At 68.7% G+C, this 24,428-nt stretch carries 23 protein-coding genes; 6 read left to right on the forward strand and 17 right to left on the reverse strand.

The window, feature by feature from the left end; genetic code table 11:
• Positions 1 to 76 precede the first annotated feature (76 nt).
• Positions 77 to 511, reverse strand: coding sequence for a MarR family winged helix-turn-helix transcriptional regulator (locus tag EHF32_RS04815; protein WP_137417066.1), 435 nt, complete (start codon positions 509 to 511; stop codon positions 77 to 79).
• Positions 512 to 542: 31 nt separating this feature from the next.
• Between EHF32_RS04815 and EHF32_RS04820 the strand changes: the two genes are divergently transcribed.
• The gene (locus EHF32_RS04820) at positions 543 to 782 is read left to right on the forward strand and encodes a hypothetical protein (protein WP_137417067.1); all 240 of its coding nucleotides are present in this window, start codon (positions 543 to 545) and stop codon (positions 780 to 782) included.
• Positions 783 to 854: 72 nt separating this feature from the next.
• Here the strand turns inward: EHF32_RS04820 and uvrB are convergent, their stop codons facing one another.
• The 10 genes from uvrB to EHF32_RS04870 form a co-directional block, all read right to left on the reverse strand.
• Positions 855 to 2,921: an excinuclease ABC subunit UvrB gene (uvrB, locus tag EHF32_RS04825; protein WP_137417068.1), complete on the reverse strand. Its 2,067-nt coding sequence runs from the start codon at positions 2,919 to 2,921 to the stop codon at positions 855 to 857.
• 37 nt (positions 2,922 to 2,958) lie between these two features.
• On the reverse strand, positions 2,959 to 3,555 hold the full coding sequence (gene coaE / locus EHF32_RS04830; protein ID WP_137417069.1) for a dephospho-CoA kinase: 597 nt from the start codon (positions 3,553 to 3,555) through the stop codon (positions 2,959 to 2,961).
• A 20-nt stretch (positions 3,556 to 3,575) separates the two neighbouring features.
• On the reverse strand, positions 3,576 to 4,763 hold the full coding sequence (locus EHF32_RS04835) for a diguanylate cyclase (protein WP_137417070.1): 1,188 nt from the start codon (positions 4,761 to 4,763) through the stop codon (positions 3,576 to 3,578).
• A complete protein-coding gene (locus tag EHF32_RS04840) occupies positions 4,760 to 6,394 on the reverse strand; it encodes a sensor histidine kinase (protein WP_238343793.1) in 1,635 nt (544 codons plus the stop codon). The genes EHF32_RS04835 and EHF32_RS04840 overlap by 4 nt, the downstream gene beginning before the upstream one ends.
• A gap of 94 nt (positions 6,395 to 6,488) precedes the next feature.
• The gene (locus EHF32_RS04845) at positions 6,489 to 7,700 is read right to left on the reverse strand and encodes a hypothetical protein (RefSeq protein ID WP_137417072.1); all 1,212 of its coding nucleotides are present in this window, start codon (positions 7,698 to 7,700) and stop codon (positions 6,489 to 6,491) included.
• Entirely contained in the window at positions 7,697 to 9,475 is a 1,779-nt protein-coding gene (locus EHF32_RS04850) for a sensor histidine kinase (RefSeq protein ID WP_137417073.1), read from the reverse strand. The genes EHF32_RS04845 and EHF32_RS04850 overlap by 4 nt, the downstream gene beginning before the upstream one ends.
• Before the next feature lie 83 nt (positions 9,476 to 9,558).
• Entirely contained in the window at positions 9,559 to 11,178 is a 1,620-nt protein-coding gene (locus tag EHF32_RS04855; protein WP_137417074.1) for an MFS transporter, read from the reverse strand.
• An 84-nt stretch (positions 11,179 to 11,262) separates the two neighbouring features.
• A complete protein-coding gene (gene rpsA / locus EHF32_RS04860) occupies positions 11,263 to 12,720 on the reverse strand; it encodes a 30S ribosomal protein S1 (RefSeq protein ID WP_137417075.1) in 1,458 nt (485 codons plus the stop codon).
• A 215-nt stretch (positions 12,721 to 12,935) separates the two neighbouring features.
• Entirely contained in the window at positions 12,936 to 13,598 is a 663-nt protein-coding gene (gene deoC / locus EHF32_RS04865) for a deoxyribose-phosphate aldolase (protein WP_137417076.1), read from the reverse strand.
• A 12-nt stretch (positions 13,599 to 13,610) separates the two neighbouring features.
• Positions 13,611 to 14,000, reverse strand: coding sequence for a DUF3054 domain-containing protein (locus EHF32_RS04870; RefSeq protein ID WP_238343794.1), 390 nt, complete (start codon positions 13,998 to 14,000; stop codon positions 13,611 to 13,613).
• A 209-nt stretch (positions 14,001 to 14,209) separates the two neighbouring features.
• On the opposite strand from EHF32_RS04870, the gene EHF32_RS04875 reads away from it, so the two are divergent.
• The gene (locus tag EHF32_RS04875; protein ID WP_137417077.1) at positions 14,210 to 14,701 is read left to right on the forward strand and encodes an FBP domain-containing protein; all 492 of its coding nucleotides are present in this window, start codon (positions 14,210 to 14,212) and stop codon (positions 14,699 to 14,701) included.
• A gap of 6 nt (positions 14,702 to 14,707) precedes the next feature.
• On the opposite strand, the gene EHF32_RS04880 is transcribed toward EHF32_RS04875, so the two are convergent.
• The 3 genes from EHF32_RS04880 to EHF32_RS04890 are packed head-to-tail and all read right to left on the reverse strand — an operon-like array spanning position 14,708 to position 16,742.
• Complete coding sequence (locus EHF32_RS04880; protein ID WP_137417078.1) at positions 14,708 to 15,211, reverse strand: GNAT family N-acetyltransferase; 504 nt, start codon at positions 15,209 to 15,211, stop codon at positions 14,708 to 14,710.
• Positions 15,212 to 15,228: 17 nt separating this feature from the next.
• Positions 15,229 to 15,927 carry an NUDIX hydrolase gene (locus tag EHF32_RS04885; protein WP_137419123.1) on the reverse strand — a complete coding sequence of 233 codons (699 nt, stop codon included), beginning with the start codon at positions 15,925 to 15,927 and terminating at the stop codon, positions 15,229 to 15,231.
• A gap of 20 nt (positions 15,928 to 15,947) precedes the next feature.
• Positions 15,948 to 16,742 (reverse strand): isocitrate lyase/PEP mutase family protein, encoded by a 795-nt coding sequence (locus EHF32_RS04890; RefSeq protein ID WP_137417079.1) that lies wholly within the window; start codon positions 16,740 to 16,742, stop codon positions 15,948 to 15,950.
• Between the two features lie 171 nt (positions 16,743 to 16,913).
• On the opposite strand from EHF32_RS04890, the gene EHF32_RS04895 reads away from it, so the two are divergent.
• Positions 16,914 to 18,401, forward strand: a complete 1,488-nt coding sequence (locus tag EHF32_RS04895) for an MATE family efflux transporter (RefSeq protein ID WP_137417080.1) — start codon at positions 16,914 to 16,916, stop codon at positions 18,399 to 18,401.
• 144 nt (positions 18,402 to 18,545) lie between these two features.
• Positions 18,546 to 19,097 carry a peptide-methionine (S)-S-oxide reductase MsrA gene (msrA, locus tag EHF32_RS04900; protein ID WP_137417081.1) on the forward strand — a complete coding sequence of 184 codons (552 nt, stop codon included), beginning with the start codon at positions 18,546 to 18,548 and terminating at the stop codon, positions 19,095 to 19,097.
• A gap of 96 nt (positions 19,098 to 19,193) precedes the next feature.
• Here msrA and EHF32_RS04905 read toward each other — a convergent pair whose 3' ends face one another.
• The gene (locus tag EHF32_RS04905; protein ID WP_137417082.1) at positions 19,194 to 20,081 is read right to left on the reverse strand and encodes an aldo/keto reductase; all 888 of its coding nucleotides are present in this window, start codon (positions 20,079 to 20,081) and stop codon (positions 19,194 to 19,196) included.
• A gap of 204 nt (positions 20,082 to 20,285) precedes the next feature.
• Here EHF32_RS04905 and EHF32_RS04910 point away from each other — a divergent pair, with 204 nt between their 5' ends.
• Positions 20,286 to 20,789 carry a hypothetical protein gene (locus EHF32_RS04910; protein WP_137417083.1) on the forward strand — a complete coding sequence of 168 codons (504 nt, stop codon included), beginning with the start codon at positions 20,286 to 20,288 and terminating at the stop codon, positions 20,787 to 20,789.
• A 7-nt stretch (positions 20,790 to 20,796) separates the two neighbouring features.
• On the opposite strand, the gene EHF32_RS04915 is transcribed toward EHF32_RS04910, so the two are convergent.
• Positions 20,797 to 21,309: a glycine cleavage system protein R gene (locus EHF32_RS04915; protein ID WP_137417084.1), complete on the reverse strand. Its 513-nt coding sequence runs from the start codon at positions 21,307 to 21,309 to the stop codon at positions 20,797 to 20,799.
• A 188-nt stretch (positions 21,310 to 21,497) separates the two neighbouring features.
• On the opposite strand from EHF32_RS04915, the gene EHF32_RS04920 reads away from it, so the two are divergent.
• Complete coding sequence (locus EHF32_RS04920) at positions 21,498 to 22,529, forward strand: LLM class flavin-dependent oxidoreductase (RefSeq protein ID WP_137419124.1); 1,032 nt, start codon at positions 21,498 to 21,500, stop codon at positions 22,527 to 22,529.
• A gap of 127 nt (positions 22,530 to 22,656) precedes the next feature.
• Here the strand turns inward: EHF32_RS04920 and EHF32_RS04925 are convergent, their stop codons facing one another.
• Positions 22,657 to 24,375 (reverse strand): hypothetical protein, encoded by a 1,719-nt coding sequence (locus EHF32_RS04925; RefSeq protein WP_137417085.1) that lies wholly within the window; start codon positions 24,373 to 24,375, stop codon positions 22,657 to 22,659.
• Between the last annotated feature and the right edge of the window lie 53 nt (positions 24,376 to 24,428).

Genomic DNA, 24,428 nt, shown 5'->3' on the forward strand with positions numbered 1-24,428 from the left:
CACGCAAGTCTAGGCAGGGCCACGGACACGGGCTCCGAGCTTCGCCGAGAGCGCACGATCGTGTACGGACGCGCGCTCAGAGCTCGGGACGTCGGCCGGCGAAGGGGGCGAGTGCGTCGCGCAGCGCCGCCAGCTGCGCGGCATCCATGCCCACGCGCGCCATGATCTGTTGCGGCACCCGGACCGCGGCGTCGCGGAGTTCGCGGCCGCCGTCGGTGAGACCGATCTCCAGGACGCGCTCGTCGTCGACGCGACGCGCGCGGGTGACCCTCCCCTGCGCCTCGAGACGCTTCAGCAGCGGCGACAGCGTCGCCGGCTCCATCGCCAGCTCCTCGGCCAACTCCCCCAGAGTGCGCGGCGATCGCTCCCACAGGGCGAGCAGCACGAGGTACTGCGGGTGCGTGAGACCGAGCGGTTCCAGCACGGGCCGGTAGATGGCGACGACGTTGCGCGCCGCGGTCACCAGGGCGAAGCAGAGCTGGTTCTCGAGTCGGAGCAGATCGTCGGTCATCGCTCCATCCTACAGATTCATTAGTACACTAATGGTTATGGCACACAACAAACCTCGTCCGCCACTGCGAGAGCGCGTGCGCGAGGCAGGCGGCTGGTACGCCTGGATCAATCGCACCCTGATCCGTGCGGCGGGTCCGGCATCCGTGGGTCCCTACGAGACGGCCCCCGAGCCGGTGCGCACCGAACGCCCATGCCCGCTGTGCGGCGCGCCGATGTCGACGCACACGTTCGACCGCTCCGGGCCGAAGCCGATCATGCACTGCCCCTGAACGACTGGCGCCCCTCGCGCCACCTGATCGGCCCGCAGCACGTCGACACACGCAGCCCGCAGCACGCCCCGATCACGCGTGACCGGCGCGCTCCATCGCGCGGAGCTCCTTCTTCAGATCCTGCACCTCGTCACGCAGTCGTGCGGCGAGTTCGAACTTCAGTTCCGAAGCCGCCGCGAGCATCTGATCGGACAGGTCGGAGATCGTCGCTTCGAGCTGCGCGGCGCCTTCGGCCGCGATACCCTCACGGCGCAGATTCGGCGTGGGCGACTTGCCCTTGCCCTTGGGATCGCGAGAGAGCATCGCTTTCGTGTCGGCGCCCTCACGGATCAGCGCGTCGGTGATGTCGGCGATCTTCTTGCGCAGGGGCTGCGGGTCGATGCCATTCGCCGTGTTGTACGCGATCTGCTTCTCGCGGCGCCGCTCGGTCTCATCGATCGCGTTCCGCATCGAATCGGTGATCTTGTCGGCGTACATGTGCACCTGGCCGGACACGTTGCGCGCGGCGCGGCCGATCGTCTGGATCAATGATGTTCCGCTGCGCAGGAACCCCTCCTTGTCGGCGTCGAGGATCGACACCAACGAGACCTCAGGCAGGTCGAGACCCTCGCGCAGCAGGTTGATACCCACGAGCACGTCGTACACGCCGGCCCGCAACTCGCTGAGCAGCTCCACACGTCGCAGCGTGTCGACGTCGGAGTGCAGATACCTCACGCGGACGCCGTGCTCGCCGAGGAAGTCGGTGAGCTCCTCCGCCATCTTCTTGGTCAGCGTCGTCACCAGCACGCGTTCGTCACGCTCCACCCGGAGCCGGATCTCTTCCAGCAGGTCGTCGATCTGCCCCTTGGAGGGCTTGACCACGATCTCGGGGTCGACGAGGCCGGTGGGGCGGATGATCTGCTCCACCACGCCGTCGGCGATACCCATCTCGTATCGACCGGGTGTCGCCGAGAGGTAGACCGTCTGGCCGACGCGGTTCTTGAACTCGTCCCACCGCAGCGGACGGTTGTCCATCGCCGAAGGCAGTCGGAAACCGTGCTCCACGAGTGTGCGCTTGCGCGACGCATCGCCCTCGTACATCGCTCCGATCTGCGGCACCGTCACGTGCGACTCGTCGATCACGAGGAGGAAGTCGTCCGGGAAGAAGTCGAGCAGCGTGTGCGGGGGCTCCCCCGGGGCGCGGCCGTCCATGTGCCGCGAGTAGTTCTCGATGCCGGAGCAGAACCCGAGCTGCTGCAGCATCTCGAGGTCGAAAGTCGTGCGCATGCGCAGCCTCTGGGCCTCCAGCAGCTTGCCCTGAGACTCGAACTCCTTCAACCGCTCGGCCAGCTCGGTCTCGATCGTGCCGATCGCGCGCTGCACCACATCCGTCCCCGCGACGTAATGCGACGCGGGGAAGATCGGCACAGAGTCCATCCGCTCGACGATCTCGCCTGTCAGCGGGTGCAGGGTGTACAGCGCCTCGATCTCGTCGCCGAAGAGCTCGATGCGGATGGCGTACTCCTCGTAGACCGGGATGATCTCGATCGTGTCACCGCGGACGCGGAAGTTACCGCGTGAGAAGTCGACGTCGTTGCGGTTGTACTGCATCGCGATGAACTGCCGGATGAGGGCATCGCGGTCGTAGCGCTCCCCCACCTGGAGTGCCACCATGGCGCGCAGATACTCCTCGGGTGCACCGAGACCGTAGATGCACGAGACCGTGGAAACCACCACGACATCCCGTCTGCTGAGCAGGGAGTTCGTGGTGGAGTGACGCAGACGCTCCACCTCGGCGTTGATCGAGGAGTCCTTCTCGATGAACGTATCGGTCTGCGGGACGTACGCCTCAGGCTGGTAGTAGTCGTAGTACGACACGAAGTACTCGACCGCGTTGTGCGGCATGAGCTCGCGGAACTCGTTGGCGAGCTGGGCGGCGAGCGTCTTGTTGTGGGCGAGAACGAGAGTCGGACGCTGCACCTGCTCGATCAGCCAGGCGGTCGTGGCGGACTTTCCTGTGCCTGTGGCGCCCAGCAGCACCACGTCGGTCTCGCCGGCGTTGATACGGGCGGCGAGGTCGGCGATCGCTGCGGGCTGGTCGCCGGAGGGGACGTACTCGCTGACGACCTCGAAAGGGCGAACGGATCGTGTGGTCTGCACCGTTCCAGCGTAGGCGGGCCCACCGACATCGGGGCCGTCAGCCTCGCAGGCGCTCCCACAGCTCGTCGGTCTGGGCGAGCGTTTCCGCGAGCGAACCCGACGTATCGATCACCACATCGGCGACCGCGAGGCGCTCCTCGTCCGAGACCTGGGCGTCGATCCGCGCCCGGGCGTCGTGCTCGCTCGCGCCGCGCAGCTCCACGAGCCGGCGCTCACGCACCGAGGCCGGCGCGTGAGCGACGACGATCGACTCCCACGGATCGTCGACACGCGCCTCCACCAAGAGCGGCACGTCGTAAACGACCACCGCATCGGGGTCGTCCGCGAAGGCCCGCGCGAATCGTTCGGACGAGGCTCGTCGCACCGCAGGATGCACGATGGCGTTCAGACGTTCCCTCGCCGCCTCATCGGAGAAGATTATGGCGCCCAAGGCGGCACGATCCAGTGAACCGTCGCCCAGGATGACCGCGGGCCCGAACTCGGCCGCGATCCGCTCCAGCACCGGAGAACCCGCCGTCTGCACCTCACGCACGATCGCATCGGCATCGACGACGACCGCGCCGAGCTCGGCGAGACGACGCGCGATGGTCGATTTGCCGGACGCGATCCCGCCGGTGAGTGCGATAAGAGGCATTCCTCGAGCATGCCACGACGTCACTCCGGATTCTGCTCCGCCTCCGACAGACCGCCGAACAGCACGGACGACTCGACGCTCGTCGCGGACTGATCAGCCGCCAGGCGTGCAGACTGCACCAGGGCCTCCGTTCGATAGCCGACGGTCTCCGTCAGCGCGACCCCGACGCCGACGGAGGGGATGACCGCCCGGCTCACGGCGCCGAGCGCCTCCAGGACCCCGCGATAGATCACGGCGGCCTGTCTCCGCGCCTCCGCCGCGGTCGCCGCGCGCGTGACGACGATCAGCGCGTCCGCTCCGTCCTCGCCGACGAGGGCGAACGACGGCGCGTACCGACGCACGCTCCGGCGCCAGTGCTGCAGCACATCGCCCGCGACGTCTGCGCCGAACGCCGTGCGGATCTCTGAGAGATCCGCCACGCGCACGGCGACGGTCGACACCAGCTCACCACGCCATCGGGCGCGCTCGATGACGTCTGCCATCGCTGTGCGCAGCGTCGCCGCCAGCAGGATGCCGTCAGAGTTGACGCCCCTACTGCTCATCCACGCGAATGAGCGCAGCTCGACCTGCGCCGCCCTCAGCACCGAAAGGACGACGACTGCGACAACGGTCAGCCCGACGGTGAAGAAGTTGGCCACAGCCGAACCGAATACCTCGAGGAAGAGGGAGCTTCCGGGGCCCGCGACGACGAAGACCACGCAGCGCGCCAGATAGAACGCGGCCGTCACCAGGAAGACGGTGGCGAGCACCGCGGCGGTTCCGAAGCGTCGCATCGGTGCACGGAGCGTCTCGAAGGCGGCAAGGGTCGAGAACACGACCAGGCCGATCCCCATCGTCAACCACCCCGCCCAGTCGCCGCCATCGGGGCCTTCCACCACGACGGCACCTGCCACGATCAGCGCACCCAGCGACGTCACCGCCGTCGCCGAGCCGATCCGGCGCTGGTTGAAGCTGCGAGAGCCGAGCCACATCACCGCCGTCGTCGTCACGAAGAGCGCGTTCCCCACCGAGATCGTGAGCATCTCGCTGATGCCGGCCGCCCACATGCTGTACGCGATGGTCGTGATCATCCCGCACAGGAAGGCGATCGCCCAGATACGGCCCGGACCGTGGTCACGGCGCAGGATCGTGTCGATGATGAACACGGCCCCGGCGACGTTGCCCACGAGTGCGGTGAACAACGATGCGGTGAACAGATCGACGTTCATCCTCGATCGCCCGTCTCCTCGCCGGGCACCACGACCGCAGTCGCCGGGCGCTCGTCCGCGGGAAGCTGCACCATGAAGGTCGATCCCAGGCCGCGACTCGTCTGAACCGTGATGTCACCCCCGTGGGCGCGCGCGATGTCTCGGCTGATGGACAGCCCCAGGCCGGTTCCCTCGACGTCCGTCCGCGCACGGAAGTATCGTTCGAACAGTCGACCGAGATCGGGCTCCGCGATGCCCGTTCCGGTGTCACGCACGAGGATCCACGTCGAGTCCCCGTCGGTGGTGCACCCGAGGAAGATGGCGCCGCCGTCGCGGTTGTATTTGACGGCATTGCTGACGAGGTTGTCCATGACCTGCCTGAGCCGCAGCGGATCGGCGAACGCGCGGGCAGGCTCGATTCCGGACGTGTCGATCGTCACCGCGCGCTCAGCCGCCCGCGGGCGCCAGGCTTCGGCCGTCGCCGCCACCAGCTCTGCGACATCGATCGGTTCGGGTGAGATCGTCATGTCGATGGACAGGCGCGACGCGCTGGACGCGGCGAGGATGTCGGCGACGATCTCCAGAAGTCGTTCACCGTTTCGCGCCGCGATCTCGAGCGAATGGCGCGCCTGTTCCGGATCATCGAGCGTGTCCAGCGCGAGATCGAGATAACCGAGCACGGATGTGAGGGGCGTTCGCAGCTCGTGCGAGACGGAGGCGACGAGCCGGTCGCGAGCGCGCATCGCCGTCATCTCGGGGGTGACGTCCCGCGCGATCAGCACAGCACCCGCATCCCCGCCGTCGGCGTCGTGCATGCGCCGCACGGTGATGCTCATGGCGTGACGGCGTTCGTCCGGATGGCCGAACCAGACCACCTGATTGTCGAACACCTCGCCCGCCAGCGCGCGGAGCAGCGGGCGTTCCGCGCGAGGTAAGGGGGTCGCGCCGTCGGCACGATACGCGTTCTCGATCTCCTTGCTGCGGGAGCCGAATCCGGGGATCGTGTTCTGAAACCGACCCAGCGCCTCGTTCACCACGGACACGGTTCCGTCGGGGGCGATGCGCAGCACTCCGAAGTCCACGGCGTCGAGGACATCGATGACGAGCTCCTCCTGGCGCTGTGCGCGCTGCAGCGCACCGCTGAGCAGCGCTGCCTGCTTCTCGAGCAGGTGTGCCTGCGCGCGCTGACGACGCGAGGAGATGAACGTGGTCGTCGCGACCGCGAGAACGGCGGCGGGGAGCAGGAACGTCGTGTATCCCCAGACGGTCGTGCCCCCGGAGACCACGATCACCGTGTACGCGCCCGTGATGATCACGAACTGGATGACGAAGCCGACGACGCCCAGAGAGGCGAGCCACATCGCGGGAAAGACCCACATCAGTCCGAGCCCGCTCATGGGCTCGGCGACGCGGATCACTGCGATGCCCGCGATGTCGGCGATAGGCAGGAGATAGAGCGCCACACGCGGGACGCGGGTCCACGGTATGGCCAGGGTCGCCATGCCGACACCGAAGATGATCACGACCCCGACGAGGAACAGGCTTTGATTGCGCAGCGTCGATGACACGACCCCGATGGTGGCCACGATCAGCACGAGTGCGCACAGCACGAGCTGGTTCAGGACGGCAGTGCGCCCCCGGACTGCGGACACACGAGAACCCCGCGGTGCGGCGAGGCTCGTGTGCAGGAGTCCGCGTACGCCTCTCCCTCGGGCGGGAGCAGCATCGCTGTGCATATCGTGGACACTATCGCTCCGTCGGCTCCGCGGGGAACGCAGGAGCACCCAGGCCCCGAGCCTGCGCGAAGACCACAGAGGTCTCATCGCTCTCGGATGCCTCGACGGCGGCGATCGTGGCCGCCTCCACGAGCACCTCGGGTCCGTAGCCCAGCGTCTGGCTGAGGGCGACGCCGACCCCCACCCCCGGCACCACGATGCCGCGCGCGTCCACGAAGCGTTCGATCACGCCACGGTAGATGAGACCCGCCTGACGCCGCGCATCGGAAGGGCTGGACGCCGTCGTGGCGACGAGGATGATGGTCCGATCGTCTGTGGCCCCTACGGCCGCCACGGGCGACGCGAACTCACGCACCGCCGACCTCAGCACACGAGTGGTGGCCTCGGCGACCTCTTGCCCGAACGACGCGGTGATCGCCCCCACGTCCTCGACGATCACGGCGATGACCACCACGAGTTCGGTGCGATGCGCGGCTCGGCGGAGGATTCGCCGCAGCATCGCGAGGAACGCGGATGCCGCGAGCACCTCGTCCACGGCGGCGAAGCCGCCCGGGGGCTGGTCGCTGACCAGCACGGCGCGGAGCATGAAGAGCGTCAGGGACGACACGGTGCCGAGCACCAGCACGACGAGGGTGAGCGAGATCGGGCCGAACCACGCAGCGAAGACGGCGCTGTCCTCCCCCGCGGTGATGACGACCACCGCGCGCATCACGTGATAGGCGCCGAAGAGCGTGGTCGATCCGACGAAGACCCAGGTCGCGACGCGAGGTCTCGTCCTGGGGCCGACGGCATGGATGATCGCGCCGACGCAGAGTCCCGCGATCGCGAGGCTGTACCAGAGGACGCTCGTGTACCCACCCGCAACCGGTCTCTCGACCACCGTGACCGCCGCGACGAGGAAGGCGAGGGAGACGACCATGAGCGAGGGACCGGCGACCTCCTCGCCGTTGTAGGCACGGAATCCCATCAGGACGCAGCCCGCTGCGCCGACCGCGGCGGCGTTGCCCAGGGCCAACGCCCACACGCTCGTCCATTCCGAGGCATCGAACAGGCCGATCACGACGGTGCACACGACGGCGATGATCTGCAGCAGGAAGCCGATTCCCCACAGCTGCGCCCCGCCGCTGTAGCGCCGCGAGAGCGTGGTGGCGATGTAGGTCACCGCGATGGTGACCACCGCGGTCGCGGTGAAGATACCCGCGGTGATGGGATCGAGCGTCATGTGAGCTGGTCCCCCTCGCGCCGCGCCGCGCCGGTTCCGGTGATCGTGACGATCGCGTCGGGATCATCAAGGGACTCGGCGCTGGCGGGAAGCTGCACGCTGAACGTGGAACCGACGCCGGCCGTACTGCTGACGATGATGTCGCCACCGTGCGCACGCACGAGTTCGCGGCTGATCGAGAGACCCAGTCCCGTTCCCGTCGACGTGTCGGCGACCCGGAAGAAGCGCTCGAAAAGTCTGCCGACGTCGCTCTCGGACACCCCGACACCGGTATCGGTGACCGTGATCATCGTCGTGATCCCGTCCGAGGTCGTGCTGAGCGTCACGCGCCCGCCGTCGCGGTTGTACTTGACCGCGTTGCTGACGAGGTTGTCGATGACCTGCCGCATCCGCAGTGGATCGACGTAGGCGGGCGCAGGGCGCACACCCGTCATGTCGATCGCGATCGCGCGCTCCGCTGCTGCGGGCGCCCAGGACTCGCCGCTCGCGCGCACCACGTCGGCGATGTCCACATCCTGCTGCGAGATCGTCAGGTCCGCGGACATCTCCGACGTGCTCGACGCCGTGAGGATGTCGGACACGATCTCCAACAAGCGCGAGACGTTCCGCTCTGCCACATCGAGGTAGCCGCGCGCACGTTCGGGCACTTCCGGGTCGTCGACGGCGAGTTCGAGATAGCCGATGATCGACGTGAGCGGGGTGCGGAGCTCGTGCGAGACCGACGAGACCAGCGAGTCCCGCGCGCGCAGCGCCGTGAGCTCGGCCGTGACGTCGCGCGAGACGATCACCGCACCGTTGTCCGAACCGTCCACGGCGCGCGTGCGCCGCGCCGTCACGCTGAGGGCCCGCCGACGCGGGCCATCGCCTCCGAACCATACGATCTGGTTGTCGAAGACCTCTCCGCGCGCCGCTCGCGCGAACGGGGTGTCGTGTCGATCCACGGGCGTGACGCCGTCGGCCGCGAAGGCGGCGTGACCGCCGCCCGAGCCGGCCTCCGCGGGACGTGCCGCGCGCTGCAACCTCGCATGTGCCTCGTTCGCGACCGTCGTGGAGCCGTCGGCGGCGAGCCGGATGACTCCGAAGTCGATCGTGTCCAGCACCTCGGCCAACAGCTCTTCCTGCTTCTGCGCGCGGCGCAGAGTACGGGCCATGGTGCGGGTCTGACGGGTGAAGAGCAGCCGCTGCGCCGTCATCTGCCGTCCGAGGGCGAGGCTGATGGTCGCCACGACCACGATCATCAGCGGCAGGCTGAAGGTGACGTAGCCGACTTCCTGCCGCGGGTCGACGATCGCGGTGGTCACCAGCACGGTGGGCGCGACGATGACGCCGACCAGATATCCGCCGATGCCGAAGTAGATGGCGAGCCAGATGGCGGGGATGAAGAAGAGCACACCGAACCCGCCGGAGGGCAGCGACTGGCGGAGCAGGGCGATCCCCAGGAGATCGATGATCGGAACGGCCATGATCCACCAGGCGGACACCCTCGCCCACGGAACCAGCAAGGCGACGCCGCCCGCGCCGAGCACGACGATGGCCCCCAACCAGAAGAGACCGAGATCGCCCGCGTAACCCCAGGGCACCGCGATCACGACGTAGACGAGGACGACCGCGGCGAGACTGAGCTGCAGCGTCGCCGTCGTCCGCGCGCGACCCGTGTCGAGGAAGGGCGGCAGCGCGAAATGACGACCGAACCCGCGAATCCATCGCAGGATGCGCCGCGAGTCGACGACACGCTCGGCGACGGGGTACGCGTCGCCGGCGTCGCTGTTGCTCATGAGTCCGACGTTATCGCGCCCCGGCGTCCGACGCCGACCTCCCACCGCCTGCGCGCCCCCTGGACGAGGTGAGCGACGGAGCGTCACCGATCCGCGGGGGCCGACGACGGCGCGTCATCGGCCGCGTCGGCCGCCACGTACTCCGCGATGAGAATGTGCTCGCCGCTGTGCGACGGCAGGAGAACACGCACGAGGACGGCCCCGGAGACAATGGCGACCCCGCCCACCGCATATGCCCACAGAGCGCCGTCGACCAAGCTCTGGGTGGCGGCTGAGACGATCTCGGAGCGATACTGCGGAAACTGATCCGCGACATGCAGCGCAGAGGCGAAAGACGCCTGCAGCGCCGCCTGCACCTCGCCGGACGCCTGCGAGGCGGACGGCGAGGCGGCGATGGCCCGAGCGAACGCTCCGGCGAATCCGGTCGCCAGAATGGCTCCGAGCAGAGCCTGCATGATCGAACCTCCGAGGTCGCGTTGGAGGTCCGAGGTGGCGGATGCCATTCCCACGCGCCGCACCGGCGTCGCGTCGGTGAGCGCGCGGGATGCGGGGGTCATGGCGAACCCCGCCCCGACCCCGATCGTGAAGAAGCCGACGCCGATCAACCAGTAGGGCGTGTGCTCCCGCCAGAGCAGCGTCGTGAGGAAGCCTGCGAACACGAAGGCGTAACCGACCAGCATGGTCGTCCTCGAGCCGCGAGTCGTGACCATCCGCGCAGACACCGGCGCCGCAAGCAACAGTCCGGCCGCGGCCGGCACGACCGCAAGACCCGCCTCGAGGGTGTCGTAGCCCAGGATGTTCTGAAGGAACTGCTGGCCTACGAACATCGCCCCCATCAGCGATCCGAAGACGATCATCCCCGCGACCGCGGGAACCCAGAACATCCGACGGCGGGCGATGGCGAGGTCGTACAGAGGCGACGCGGCCGCGCGTTGCCGCCACACGAAGCAGACGAGCAGAACGATGGCCAGCGCAAGACTGACGCCGCCTGCGAGGCGTTGTTCTGGTGCGGCGACGATTCCGACACCGACGACGAGAGCGGCCACCCCCAACACGGACAAGACGCCGCCGACATGATCGACGGGTTCCGTCGACTCCCGGATGTGGGAAGGGACGACGGCGAGGACCAGCACGAACCCCACGGCGGCGATGGGGGCGGCCAACAGGAAGGCCGCCGGCCAGTGGAAGACCTCGAGCACGAGACCGGCGGCAACCGCGCCCAGCACTCCCGACATCGCGCTGACGGAGGACCACAGGGCGATCGCGCCGGTACGGGCCGGTCCGCGCGACCAGAGCGCAGTGATCAACGACAGCGTGGTCGGGTAGGCCATGCCCGCGGCGACGCCGGTGAACACGCGAGCCGCGATGAGCCAATCGAGCGAGGGGGCAGCAGCCGCCGCGAAGCTGGCGAGCACGGTGAGTGCGAGCCCCAGCAGAAGCATCTGCTTGCGACCGTACCGGTCCGCGAGTGCACCGAGATACAAGACGGACATCGCGAGACCGAGGGAGCACCCGAGCGCGACGAGGTTCAGACCGGTCTGGCCGGCAGCGAAGTCGTCGCCGATCTCCGGCAAGGCGATGTTCGCGGCAGCGAGATTGAGGTTGCACACCAGAGCAGCGAGGACGAGAGCGGCGAGCACCAGACCGGGGCGGGGCGGCACCCCCCTGCTCCCGTCGACGCCCAACGTTCGCTCCGCCGCCATGGGCCCACCCTATCGGCGTCTCTGGACAGAGAAGAGGGCCGGGATCCGAAGATCCCGGCCCTCTCTCATGAGGATGTCAGTCGATCAACGACCCGACAGCTTCTCGCGCAGAGCAGCGAGCGCCTCGTCGTCGGCGAGGGTGCCCGCGGGGCCCGACTCGCTCGAGTAGGAGGAGGATCCGCTGGCCTCGACGGTGCCGACGTTGTTGGCCTCCGCCTCCTGAGCCTTGATGACGGCGGCCTTGTGAGCTTCCCAGCGACCCTGAGCAGCGGCGTACTCCTGCTCCCAGGCGTCGCGCTGAGCGTCGAAGCCTTCCTTCCAGGCGTTGGTCTCGGGGTCGAAGCCCTCGGGGTACTTGTACTCGCCGTTCTCGTCGTACTCGGTGACCATGCCGTAGAGAGCCGGGTCGAACTCGGTGCCGTACGGGTCGACCGACTCGTTCGCCTGCTTGAGCGAGAGCGAGATACGACGACGCTCGAGATCGATGTCGATGACCTTGACGAAGACCTCTTCGCCCACCGACACGACCTGCTCGGCCAGCTCGACGTGCTTGCCCGACAGCTCGGAGATGTGCACGAGGCCCTCGATGCCGTCTGCGACGCGGACGAACGCACCGAACGGAACGAGCTTGGTGACCTTACCGGGCGTGACCTGGCCGATGGCGTGGGTACGCGCGAAGACCTGCCACGGGTCCTCCTGGGTCGCCTTCAGCGACAGCGAGACGCGCTCGCGGTCGAGGTCGACCTCGAGGATCTCGACGGTGACCTCCTGGCCGACCTCGACCACCTCGGAGGCGTGCTCGATGTGCTTCCAGGAGAGCTCGGAGACGTGCACGAGGCCGTCCACGCCGCCCAGGTCGACGAACGCACCGAAGTTGACGATCGACGAGACCGTGCCCTTGCGGACCTGACCCTTGTGCAGGTTGTTGAGGAAGTTGGAGCGCGACTCCGACTGCGTCTGCTCGAGCAGAGCGCGGCGCGACAGGACCACGTTGTTGCGGTTCTTGTCGAGCTCGAGGATCTTGGCCTCGAGCTCCTGACCGAGGTACGGGGTGAGGTCGCGGACGCGGCGCAGCTCGATGAGCGATGCGGGCAGGAAGCCACGCAGGCCGATGTCGACGATGAGGCCACCCTTGACGACCTCGATCACCTGACCGGTGACCACGCCGTCGTTCTCCTTGATCTTCTCCACGTCGCCCCACGCGCGCTCGTACTGCGCACGCTTCTTGGACAGGATGAGGCGACCTTCCTTGTCCTCCTTCTGGAGAACCAGCGCCTCGACGTGGTCGCCGACGTTGACGACCTCGTTGGGGTCCACATCGTGCTTGATGGAGAGCTCACGCGAGGGGATGACGCCCTCGGTCTTGTACCCGACGTCGAGGAGGACCTCGTCGCGGTCGATCTTCACCACGGTGCCCTCGATGAGGTCGCCGTCGTTGAAGAACTTCAGGGTCTTCTCGACCGCGGCCAGGAAGTCCTCGGCAGATCCGATGTCGTTGATCGCGACCTGCTTGGTGGCCGGGGCGGTCGTTGCGGTAGTCATGTAGTGGGTAGTCCTTGTTGGATTGGGGTCTCAGGCTTCGAGCGCACGCGTATGCGGCGGTCGAAGCGGATTGTCTGGTTTCTTGTCACCCTGCGCGCACCAAGGGGCGCGCCACACGAGTGACAATCAAGGCTATCAGAGCCGGGCACCGCGATCCAGCGCCCCGAGCAGCGCCGTCACGCAGCGTCATCGATCCGCGGCGCCTGCCGCGCGACTCAGTACGTGCCCGATGCCGGGCTGCCTTCGACCACGGCACGCGTGCTCGAGAGACCGAGGCGCGTGGCGCCGGCGGCGATCATCGCCTCGGCGTCCTCCCGGGTGCGGATGCCACCCGATGCCTTCACCTCGAGGCGGTCGCCGACCGTCTGCTTCATGAGCTCCACCGCGTGCACGCTCGCGCCGCCCGAGGGATGGAATCCCGTGGACGTCTTGACGAAGTCCGCCCCCGCCCGCTCTGCAGCCTGCGAGACCGCCACGATGGCCTCATCGCTCAGCGCTGCCGACTCGATGATGACCTTGAGCACCACGGGCGACGGCGCTGCCTCGCGCACCGCGCGGATGTCGGACTCGACCGCGTCATAGCGACCTTCGATCGCCGCGCCCACATCGATCACCATGTCGATCTCGTCGGCTCCTTCGGATGCGGCCAACGCCGCCTCGGCCGCCTTGATCTGCGAGTGGTGCTTGCCGCTGGGGAAGCCCACGACCACGGCGAGCTTCAGGCCGTCCGGGAGATCCACGGGCAGGACCGAGGGAGACAGGCACACGCTGTAGGCGCCCAGGGCCGCGGCCTCCGTGATCGTCGCCGCGACATCCGCCGTCGTGGCTTCGGGCTTGAGCAGCGTGTGGTCGACGTATCGCGCGATCTTCTCGGTCATGCCTTCATGTTCTCATCCGTCGATGGCCGACGCCGCACGCCGGCGCGTGAGCCCCACCCACAGCGCGCGCCAACCGACCAGAAGCACTGCAAGGGTGACCGCCGCCACCACGATGAACGCGGGGGCTGCGCCCTGACCGACCAGCATCCGCAACAACATGCCCAAGGCGACGGTCACCGCCCACACGGGCACCCCTGTGCGCACCACCGCGAAAGGTCGTCGCCAACCGAGCGAGACACCCCAGCCGACGGCGAGTGCGACGACGAACGGCCATGCCGTGGCCAGAAGGCCTCCGAGCGGCGACTCATCGTGACTCGCGCGACCGATCGCGCAGAAGACGACGACCAGCAGAAGGTCTGCAAGGACGGCGAACAGGATGCGTCGACGGGCACGACTGAGCACCTCTCCAGAGTACGGCGCCCGCTGCCGCGCGACGGCGTACAGTGGTCGGCGTGATTCGTGACATGCAGCCCACGGGGCGTCAGGGGGTCTCCGGCGCGCATCGCGCCGGCGACAGATGAGGGTCGAGTCCCCTTGGCGGACTCCTCGCATCCGTCGACGACCGTCGACGTTCCCCGCCGCTTCGGCGGCACGCACACGAAAGCACTTTCATGATTCCGTTGGACGATGCCCGCATCCGGGCCAGTTTCGTCAATGCATCCCTGCGTGAACGCAGGGCCGTTCCGCTTCCGCCTGCTCCCGAGTCGCTGTCGTGGGTCGGCCTCGACTACCTGGGCTGGCGCGATCCCAAGCAGCCCAAGCTCGGCTACGTGGTGGCCGAGGTGGATGGCACACCCGTCGGGGTGATTCTGCGAGAAGCCGATACCCGTCCGCGCTCGCGCGCGCAATGCGCCTGGTGCAACGACGTCGAGCTGCCGAACGACGTCGTGCTGTTCGTCGCACGTCGCGCCGGCGATGCTGGCCGACGCGGTGACACGGTGGGCACCCTCCTGTGCGCGGGCTTCGAGTGTTCGCGCAATGTACGCCGCCTGCCGCCCTCCGCGTACCTCGGCTTCGACCGCGAAGCGGCACGCGACAGGCGCATCGACGCTCTCCGCGACAATGTCACCGCGTTCCTGCGCGACGTGCGGGGCACCGGCTGAGGCGGATCAGCCCTCGCCGAGACGACGCAGCGCCTGGCCTGCGAGGCGCTGCGTCGTCCACTCGTCCATCGGCGCAGCGCCCAGAGAGCGGTAGAACGCGATCGCCGACTCGTTCCAGTCCAACACCGTCCATTCCAGACGCGTGTACCCCCGATCGACGCACAGCGCCGCCAGCGAACGGATCAACGCGCGGCCGAGTCCGGCCCCGCGCTCCGAATCGGCCACGAAGAGGTCTTCCAGCCAGATGCCGTGCCGACCCGTCCAGGTGGAGTAGGTGAGGAACCAGATCGCGATTCCCACGATGTCGCCGGCACGTTCCACGACATGCGCGTACACCCGTGGCTCGGCTCCGAAGAGCGCTTCCGTGAGCGCGTCCTTGGTGTTCACGACCGCATCCGGTTCGTTCTCGTACCGCGCGAGATCGTGGATGCGGGCGAGGATCGCGGATTCGTCACCCGGGCGCGCGGCGCGCAACTGCGCGCCGTCGGGCAGGTCCAGAGGCAGAGGCATGCGACGAGTCTGGCGCATCACACCGGCAGGGCGAACTCCCGCGTCCGATCCCACGGCTCCGTCCATCCGAGGCGATCGAAGACGGCGTCCAGCAGCAGGGCGGTGAAACCCCAGACGAGGAACTCCCCCGCGGCATCGTCCACGACAAAGGCGGGTCCGCGCCACTCTCGCCCGTCGCGTCGGACGACGGTGACGCCACGGCGAGCGGGGTCGAGAAGATCCGCCACTGGGGCGCGGAAGACCGCCGCGGACTCGGCGACGTCCACGACGCCCACCGGTGAAGGCCTTTGCCACCAGGCCAGAACGGGCGTGACGACGTGTTGCGAGAACGCGAGCGGCACGGCGGGAAGAACACCGAGGACCTCGACCCCCGCGGGGTCCAGACCGGTCTCCTCCTGCGCCTCGCGCAGTGCCGCGGCGACGGGGCCGTCGTCGCCGGCATCGAGGCGCCCTCCGGGGAACGCCACCTGACCGGGATGGGCGCGCAGCGTCGCTGCCCGTGACAGCAGCAGGACATCGAGATCGACCGACACGGCGCGGTCGGCCGCGACGCGGGTCGCCGGAAGCGCATCGAGCACGCCGAACAGCATGAGGACGGCCGCCGCCCGATCCGTCGGTGCCGGCGCGGGCAGCTCCGCGACCCGGAAGCCCCTCGCGTCGCGCGCGAGGGCGGCGAGTTCGGCTCGCGCGCCTTCTCTCCCGTCCACCCCGCCCATGGCGCTGATCGGCACGCTCCTCAGTTCAGCGCGCGGGTCGAGCCGGGGATGGATCCGTCGGCGTACAGGTCTTTCGCGACATCCTGCAGCGCAGTGAGCGCGACGCGTTGTGTGGTGGGTCCGTAGGAGATCCGCGCGACGCCGAGCGCCTCGTACTCGGCCGCGGTGAGCGCACCGGGAAGTCCGATGACGCTCACCTTCCGCTCCCCGATCCCCTCGACGAGTCGGCGGGTGACCGCGGCGTCCAGGATGCCGGGAACGAAGACCACATCGGCACCTGCGTCGAGGTAGGCGCGGCCGCGCTCGATCGCATCGGCGATGGACTCCTCGACGGGACGCGCACCCGCCCGGACGAACGCATCGGTGCGGGCGTTCAGAGCGAACGGCACCCCTTCCGCATCCCCCGCCGCCGTGATCGCAGCAACCCGCGCGACGGCCTCGTCGAGCGGCCGCAGCCGGTCCTCGACGTTGGCCCCCACGACACCCACGCCGATGGCGCGACGGACGGCGTCTCCCGGATCCTGGTAACCGTCGTCGAGGTCTGCGGTCACGGGGACCTCGCCCGCCACCCGAACGATCCGCGCGACCATGTCGAGCGTCGTCTCCAACGGGATGGCGCCGTCGTCGTAGCCGAAGCTCGCCGCGATCGAATGGCCGGCCGTGGCGATCGCGCGCGTCTCGGGCAGGGCGAGGACCGCCCGCGCCGAGATGACGTCCCACACGTTCACGACACGCAGGATCTCGGATGCGGCGTGCAGCTCGCGCAGCCGCGTCGCCCGCTCGGCAGTGGTCAACGACGAAGTATCGGTGGTCATGCCCTCACGCTAGAGCACGCTTCTCGAGGCGGGGCCGATCGAACCGGGGGCGCAGCACTCGCGCATCCGCGACGCGCACGCCACTGGCGCACCCTCGAATCGATTCGATATCCTGGCCGGTGCGGTCGGTGAACCGCCGTCATTTCCCGCACGATCTCGAGAGCTCTTCGCATGTCCACCTCACTGACCACGGGCAGCCCGTGGCGCGTCATCCTCCTCTTCTCGGTCCCCCTGCTCATCGGCAACGTGGTGCAGCAGCTCTACCAGGTCGTCGACGCGATCGTGGTCGGACGCGAGCTGGGCGTGGAGGCGCTCGCGGCCGTCGGCGCGACGGGCAGCCTGCTCTTCCTGCTCATCGGGTTCGCGTGGGGTCTGACCTCGGGGTTCGCCATTCCCACGGCACAGGCGTTCGGCGCCGGCGATCGAGCCGCCGTCCGGCGATCGGTCGCCACCGGCACGGTGCTGACGGCAGCGACCAGCGCCATCCTCACGGTCGGCGCGCCGCTCGTGTCGCGCCCGCTGCTCCAGATCCTGCAGACTCCGCCGGAGCTGCTCGACAACGCGACGGTCTTCGCCCAGGTCAGCTTTCTCGGCGCAGCGGCGACGATGTTCTTCAACTACCTCGCGGCCACCATCCGCGCCATCGGCGACGCACGGACCCCGCTCGTCTTCCTGACGGTCGCGTGCCTCCTCAACGCCGGGCTCGTCGTGCTCATGGTGGGCCCACTCGGCTGGGGCGTCGCGGGGGCAGCGGTCGCGACTGTCGTCTCGCAGGCCGTTTCGGTGCTGCTGTGCCTCGCGTACGTACGCCGACGTGTGCCGATCCTGCACCTGAACCGGGCCGACTGGCGGATCACCCGCGGCGACATCTCGCTGCACCTCCGACTCGGACTGCCGATGGGATTCCAGGCATCGATCATCGCGATCGGGACGCTGGCGGTGCAGGTGCGTCTGAACGAGCTCGGCTCGGATGCGGTCGCCGCGTACACCGCCGCGGCGCGCGTCGACGGCCTCGCCGTCGCGCTGCTGCAATCCCTCGGCCTGGCCGTGTCCATGTTCGTCGCGCAGAACTTCGGCGGCGGCCGTCCCGACCGCATCCGCGCCGGCGTGCGCCAGGCGTCCTGGCTCGCCATCGCCGGGGCCGTCGCACTGGGCGGCCTGCTCATCGCGTTCGGCGCCCCCATCGTGCGCCTCTTCGTCGGAGACACCGCGCCGCAGGTCGTCGATCTCGCCGCGCTCAACCTCGTCATCAACGGCGCGAGCTACACCTTCCTCGGAATCCTGTTCGTGCTCCGCGGTGCACTCCAGGGTCTGAGCCACACCGTCATCCCCACCGTCACAGGAGTGATCGAACTCGTGATGCGGGTGGGCGCCGCGATCGCGCTGGGGGCGGCATTCGGGTTCGCCGGCGTCGCCTTCAGCAACCCGCTCGCATGGCTCGGAGCCGTGGTCGTCCTGATCCCGGCCTATGTGCGCGCCCACCGCCGTCTCGCCCACGATCCGATCTCCCGCGTGGACCACGTCTCCCCCGAGACCACGCCCATCCCCGTCGTCGGCCCGACCAGCGGCTCCATGGTCGTCGACGCGATCGTCACCCGTCCGATCCCCATCGTTCCCACGCGCACGCGGGGGCGACTGCTGCGCTCACGCCGCCGCTGAGGCGGATGCCGGGTGCGGGACCAAAACCGCGGGGTGCGTTGTTGTATCCGTCGATGCCGCCGACCGGCCGCATCGCAGACAGGCGGATCTACACTCGTGAAAGCCATCACGCGGCGACGATCCGTCCGACAAGGAGCAGTCAGCATGACCACCGACAACGGAACCATCACGCAGATCCCCGGCACCGAGACCGCCGTGCTCGCGGGCGGGTGCTTCTGGGGTATGGAGGACCTCATCCGTCGTCAGCCCGGCGTTCTCGACACCCGCGTGGGCTACACGGGCGGGCAGAACGATCACGCGACCTACCGCAACCACCCGGGTCACGCCGAGGCCGTCGAGATCGTCTTCGACCCCACCAAGACCACCTATCGCGACATCCTCGCGTTCTTCTTCCAGATCCACGACCCGTCGACCCTGAACCGTCAGGGCAACGACATCGGCACGAGCTACCGCTCGGCCATCTTCCCCCTCAGCGAGCAGCAGAAGGAGATGGCCCGCGACACCATCGCGGATGTGGACGCGTCGGGCCTGTGGCCGGGCAAGGCCGTGACGACGATCGAGCCGGCGGGCCCGTTCTGGGAGGCGGAGCCTGAGCACCAGGACTACCTGCAGCGCATCCCGAACGGCTACACCTGTCACTTCCCTCGTCGGGACTGGGTACTCCCGCGTCGCGAGAGCGCCACGACGCAGGCCTAACTCGGGCGGATGCGGCGCGCACACGCGCGCCGCATCCCTTGCTGCCGGCACGGGGAGAGGGACAGGCACCGAGCATGCCCATCCCTCTCGTCCGCGTCAGTTCAGGTCGTTCGGATGCGTCCCGACACGACCGGACCCGTCACCCGGGTCGAGGTCGGTGATCGCGGCTACCTCGTCGGCGGAGAGCTCGAAGTCGAACAGATCGAGGTTCTCCGCCATCCGGTCACGATTGACGGTCTTGGGGAACACGATGTTGCCGACCTGCAGGTGCCAGCGCAGGACGACCTGAGCGGGCGTCTTGCCATGAGAGGCGGCGGCCTCATGGATCGCAGGGGTGCCGAACAGGTCGTATTTGCCCTGGCCGAGCGGTCCCCATGCCTCGATGTGCACACCGTTGTCCTTCGCCCAGGCGACGACCTCGCGCTGCTGGTACGCCGGGTGCAGCTCGATCTGATTGACGGCGGGCACCTTGCCCGTCGCCGCGACGAGCCGTTCGAGGTGCTCGACGAGGTGGTTGGAGACGCCGATGGAACGGGCGAGGCCGGCTTCGTTGAACGAGACGAGCTGCTCCCAGGCGTGCACATAGTTGTCGTTCGCCGGCGCAGGCCAGTGCACCAGGTACAGATCGACATGGTCGAGTCCGAGCTTGGTGAGGCTCTCCTCGAGAGCCTGCTTCGGCTGGGAGCCTGCCTGCCGGTCGTTCCAGAGCTTCGTCGTGATGAACAGCTCGTCACGAGGGATGCCGCTGGCCGCGATAGCTCGTCCGACACCTTCTTCATTGCCGTAGATCGCGGCGGTGTCGATGTGCCGATACCCGAGCTCGAGGGCTTCGGAGACGAATCTCTCCGTCTGGGCGGGGTCGACTTTGAAGACGCCGTATCCGAGCTGAGGGATGTCGTGTCCCGAGTTGAGGGCGATCGAGGGGATACGCCCCGCGTTCTCTCGCTTCGCTTCGGCGCGGTGATCTGCGTGATGTTCTGCCATGTGTCCAGCGTACGAAGCGAACGCGACATGCGGGCCGGGCTTGCACGATCGACCGATATACCGCATCGGTGTTTTCGACCGGTGACCGGGCCATCCGGCTGTCGCGGCTCCCGCCGTCACGTCCCCACGCGTTGACGTCTCCTCACGTCCGGAGAATGATGGAAGGACCCCGAACACCGGTAGATCTACCGAAGGACGTCTTCTATGCCCGCGCCCCGACCGCTCGTGACCGCGATGGTCGCGTCGGCAGGTGCGCTCGTGCTCTCGTGCCTGAGCGCGTTCGCTCTCACCGGCGCCGACGCCGCGACCTCGCCTCGCGCGGCCAGCACCGACCGTGGGCTGCCCCCGGTGGCATTGAACGCTCCCGCGTCCCTGGAGGCCGCGATCGGCACGGAGCCGACCCCGGTCTCAGAGCCTCCCGCACAGGACGATGCGGCCCCGACACAGCCCCGGCGCGAGCGCGGCACCCCACCCGCGGTCGGGCGTGTTCCGCAGCCCACTCCTGTCCCGGCTCCTGCTCCGGTGCCGCCGGTAGCCCCCGCGCCGACTCCGGAGCCTTCGCCGTCGCCGACGACCGACCCCACGCCGTCGCCCGAACCGACGACGACGCCGACACCGACCCCGGCACCGCCCACCGAGGAGTCGGAGCAGCCGACATCCGGTGTCCTCGCTCCCGATCAGTCGTCCGAGGCGATTCAGGGCGACTGAGCCGCCGTCATCCGGCCTGGATGACCGTCGCCTCTACCTGGATGTCCGCGGCGATCGACTCGAGAGCCGCCACGATCTCTGCGGCGGGCGTATCGATCGGGGCTGCAGCCAGGATCTCCGCCTGGAACAGTCGACCGCCGGACATCGCGGCGTCCTGCGTGTGCGTCGTCATCCGGACGACGTTGACGCCACGCTCGCCCAGCGCGCTGCTCACCTCGCGCACGATTCCGACACGGTCGTTGCCGATGACGCGGATGGCGAGTTCGCTGCGCGCTGTGAGAGGGCTGCCGGGCGTGACGACCACGATGCTCGCCAACCCGTCCAGTGCGCCCAGGGCGTTTCGCAACGCGTCGGCACGGGATGGAGCGACGTCGACCTGGACGACGCCGGCGAAGGTGCCTGCCAGTTCCGCGAGCTCGCTGTTCTCCCAGTTGCCGCCGTGCGCGCTGATCACCTCGGCGACCGCGGACACGATGCCCGCACGATCGACGCCGACGACGGTGAGCACGAGGGTAGTCATGGCGCCAGCGTAGCCACCGCGCAGCGCCCGTGGAATGTGCTCAGTCGGGTGGCGTACGACCGCGGCGCAGACCGGGCCGTCGTCGATGCGCGGCCGTGCCCCCGCACGAGGCAGCCTGGTGATGGCCGCCGAGAGGAACGAGATCGATTCATCGGAATGCTTTCTCGTTCCGTATCGTTGTGGACGATATGGAACGCTTCGGAACACTCTCCTTCGGGCACTACGGCCCTCTCGGCGGCGGACGCATCCTCACCGCACGCGACTCGATGCTGCAGGCGATCGACCTCGCGGTGGGCATGGACGAACTCGGCGTCGACGGCGTCTACTTCCGGGTGCACCACTTCGCGCGTCAGCAGGCCTCGCCCATGCCGCTTCTCGCAGCGATCGCCGCACGTACCTCCCGCATCGAGATGGGGACCGGCGTGATCGACATGCGCTACGAGAACCCTCTCTACCTGGCCGAGGAGGCCGCGGCTGTCGACCTCATGAGCGACGGCCGACTCGCGCTCGGCGTCAGCCGCGGCTCACCCGAGTCGGTGGTGCGCGGCTACGAGACGTTCGGGTACACGGGATCCGAAGATCCCCGGGGCGCCGACATCGCGCGTCGCCACTTCGAGCTGTTCCTGCGTGCGATCGACGGCGAGCCACTCGCCGAGCGCGACGCGAACAGTCCTTTCGGCGGCGGGACCGGGATGCAGGCGATCGAGCCGCAATCCCCCGGGCTCCGCTCCCGGGTGTGGTGGGGGGCCGGCAACCGCGACACCGCCGAGTGGGCGGGACGCGTCGGTGTCAACCTCATGTCCTCGACGCTGCTCACCGAGGCCGACGGCACGCCCTTCGATCTTCTGCAGGCACAGCAGATCGACGCGTTCCGGGCCGCGTGGCGCGAGGCGGGCCATACGGGCACGCCGCGGGTCTCGGTCAGCCGCAGCATCTTCCCGATCACCACCGCCGAGGACGCCATGTACTTCGGCGGTTCGCAGGGCGGCGATCAGATCGGCGTCATCGACGGCATGCGCTCGACGTTCGGCAAGACGTACGCCGCGGAGCCCGACGTGCTCGTGGAGCAGCTGCTTCAGGACGCGGCGATCCGGTCCGCCGACACGTTGATGCTCACCATCCCGAGCCAGCTCGGCGTGGAGTTCAACCTGCGCGTCGTCGAATCGTTTGCGAAGTATGTCGCGCCCGCGCTGGGCTGGAAGTCCTCGATTCCGGCCTGAGCATCCGCTCCCGCGCGCCGGCAACCGTCGAGCGAGCATCCTTTCACCGAGCGAGCATGCCATCGGGTGCTCTCTCGGTAAAGGACTGCTCCCTCGACGGGATGACGGGCGAGAACAGGCGGGGCGATCAGCCTGCGGCGGGCAGGATCGACTCCAGCACCACTTCCTCACCCTGCTGGCTGATGGCGATCCCCGCGGATCTCGTCCCGAGTCCGGCGGAACGTCGAGCGGATGCGGCGAGAGCACCACGCGACGAGACCCGGACATGCACCCGGCCGTCGGTCATCCCGGAGATGACGACGGCGGCGACGCGTGCCGACGAGTGCTTCACGGCGTTCACAAGGGCCTCGTTGACCGCGTCGATCGCACGCTCCGCCGTCGCGGGATCGGTCAGGGCGCGCGTCCCCGCGGCATCGACCTCGAGCGCGGTCGTGACGACACCGCTCCAGGCGGACAGGAGTCCCTCGACGGATCCGGCGATCCCCGACGTCGGCGCGCCGTCCGGGGTCGACCGGGGGTCGAGGATCGCGTCGAAGGCCTCATCGGTCTGGTCGCGGAACACCCTGGTGTCCGCCGTGAGCGGCGACCCGTCGTCGGCCTGGGCCGCGAGGATCACGCACCTGCCCTGCACGCGACCATGGAGCAGGTTCGACGCGCGGGAGAGCCGCTCGCTCGTCCGGGCGTCGCTTGCCGCCACGCGCTGCGCCACGCGCGCCAGCACCCGGGTCGAGCGGTATTCGGCGGAGCGCACCCGACGCATCGCGTCCACGCACAGCGACAACGTCAGCGCTGCGGCGGGAATGGCCACGACGCCGACGACGCTGAGCATCCTGACGTCGGGAAAGAGTGTGAACGTCAGGAGCGCGACGCCGATCCCGGCCAGCAGCCACACCACGATGAACACGCCAGGCCGCACGGATCCGGGTATGGTCCCGCGCAGACGCGGGACACGGGTCACCGCTCCCGCGACGATGTCGAGCAGGCACACGCCGAGGTAGCCGATACCGACGACCGCGGGCGGCCCGGCCGTGAAGGCAAACGGTAGGGACGCGATGTTGTAGACGAGCGCGACGACGAGCCACGGCGTGGGGATCAGCGCCCATGGCGGCCGCCCTGCGGGGACGGCGTTGCCGTCGGCGGCGGGCGGGGCCGGGGCGGGCCCCGCGTCCTCAGCCAGCTGAGCCAACCGGTGGCTCGCGTCCCGTACCTGCGTCGCGTACGCCCGCACGGTGTCGAACTCGACGCCGCCCGCCAGCATCGCGTTCCGGCCGGCGCGAAGCTCGCTCACCGTCGCGACGAGCAACTCGTTGGTCTGGATCGCGCGTTCCTGAGCACGCTCCAGGCGGCCACGCATCAATTCCAGCGCGGCTGCCAGCCGCTGTGCGACGAGACGACGTCGCGCGAACTGCGTCGTCGCGACTCCCACGATGCCGAAGACCACGAGAGTCGTGAGGACGTTCGTGAGGGTTCGCGGCCCCCATGCGCCCGCTGTCGGTGTGTTCCACAGAAGCACACTCACGGCGTTGTTCACCGGTGTACGCACGATCGCTGCGACGATCAGTGCCGTCAGAACCACCAACGCCCGCACGCGAGGGGAGGTCAGCCGACGCTCGGCGGCAGCCGCCGGCAACACGATGATCGAGAGCGCGGTCCAGCCGAGAGCACCGACCAGGACGGCGGCGATGTAGCCCTGCAACGTCGCATCGGCGATCGTCGGAACGCTGACCGTGCTGGCCACGATGAAGGACAGAAGTGCGCTCCAGCGCGTGAGAAAGGCGCCACCGGAGACCGCCTCCGCGCACGTGCTGAAGGCGCGTCGGAACGCCCCGCGCACCCGACGCACCATGCTGCACCCCCTCCGGCGTACGCGCGCCACCGGAATCATCGTGCCCCGCATCC

The organism is Microbacterium sp. RG1 (genome assembly GCF_005347485.1).
Taxonomy (GTDB): domain Bacteria; phylum Actinomycetota; class Actinomycetes; order Actinomycetales; family Microbacteriaceae; genus Microbacterium; species Microbacterium binotii_A.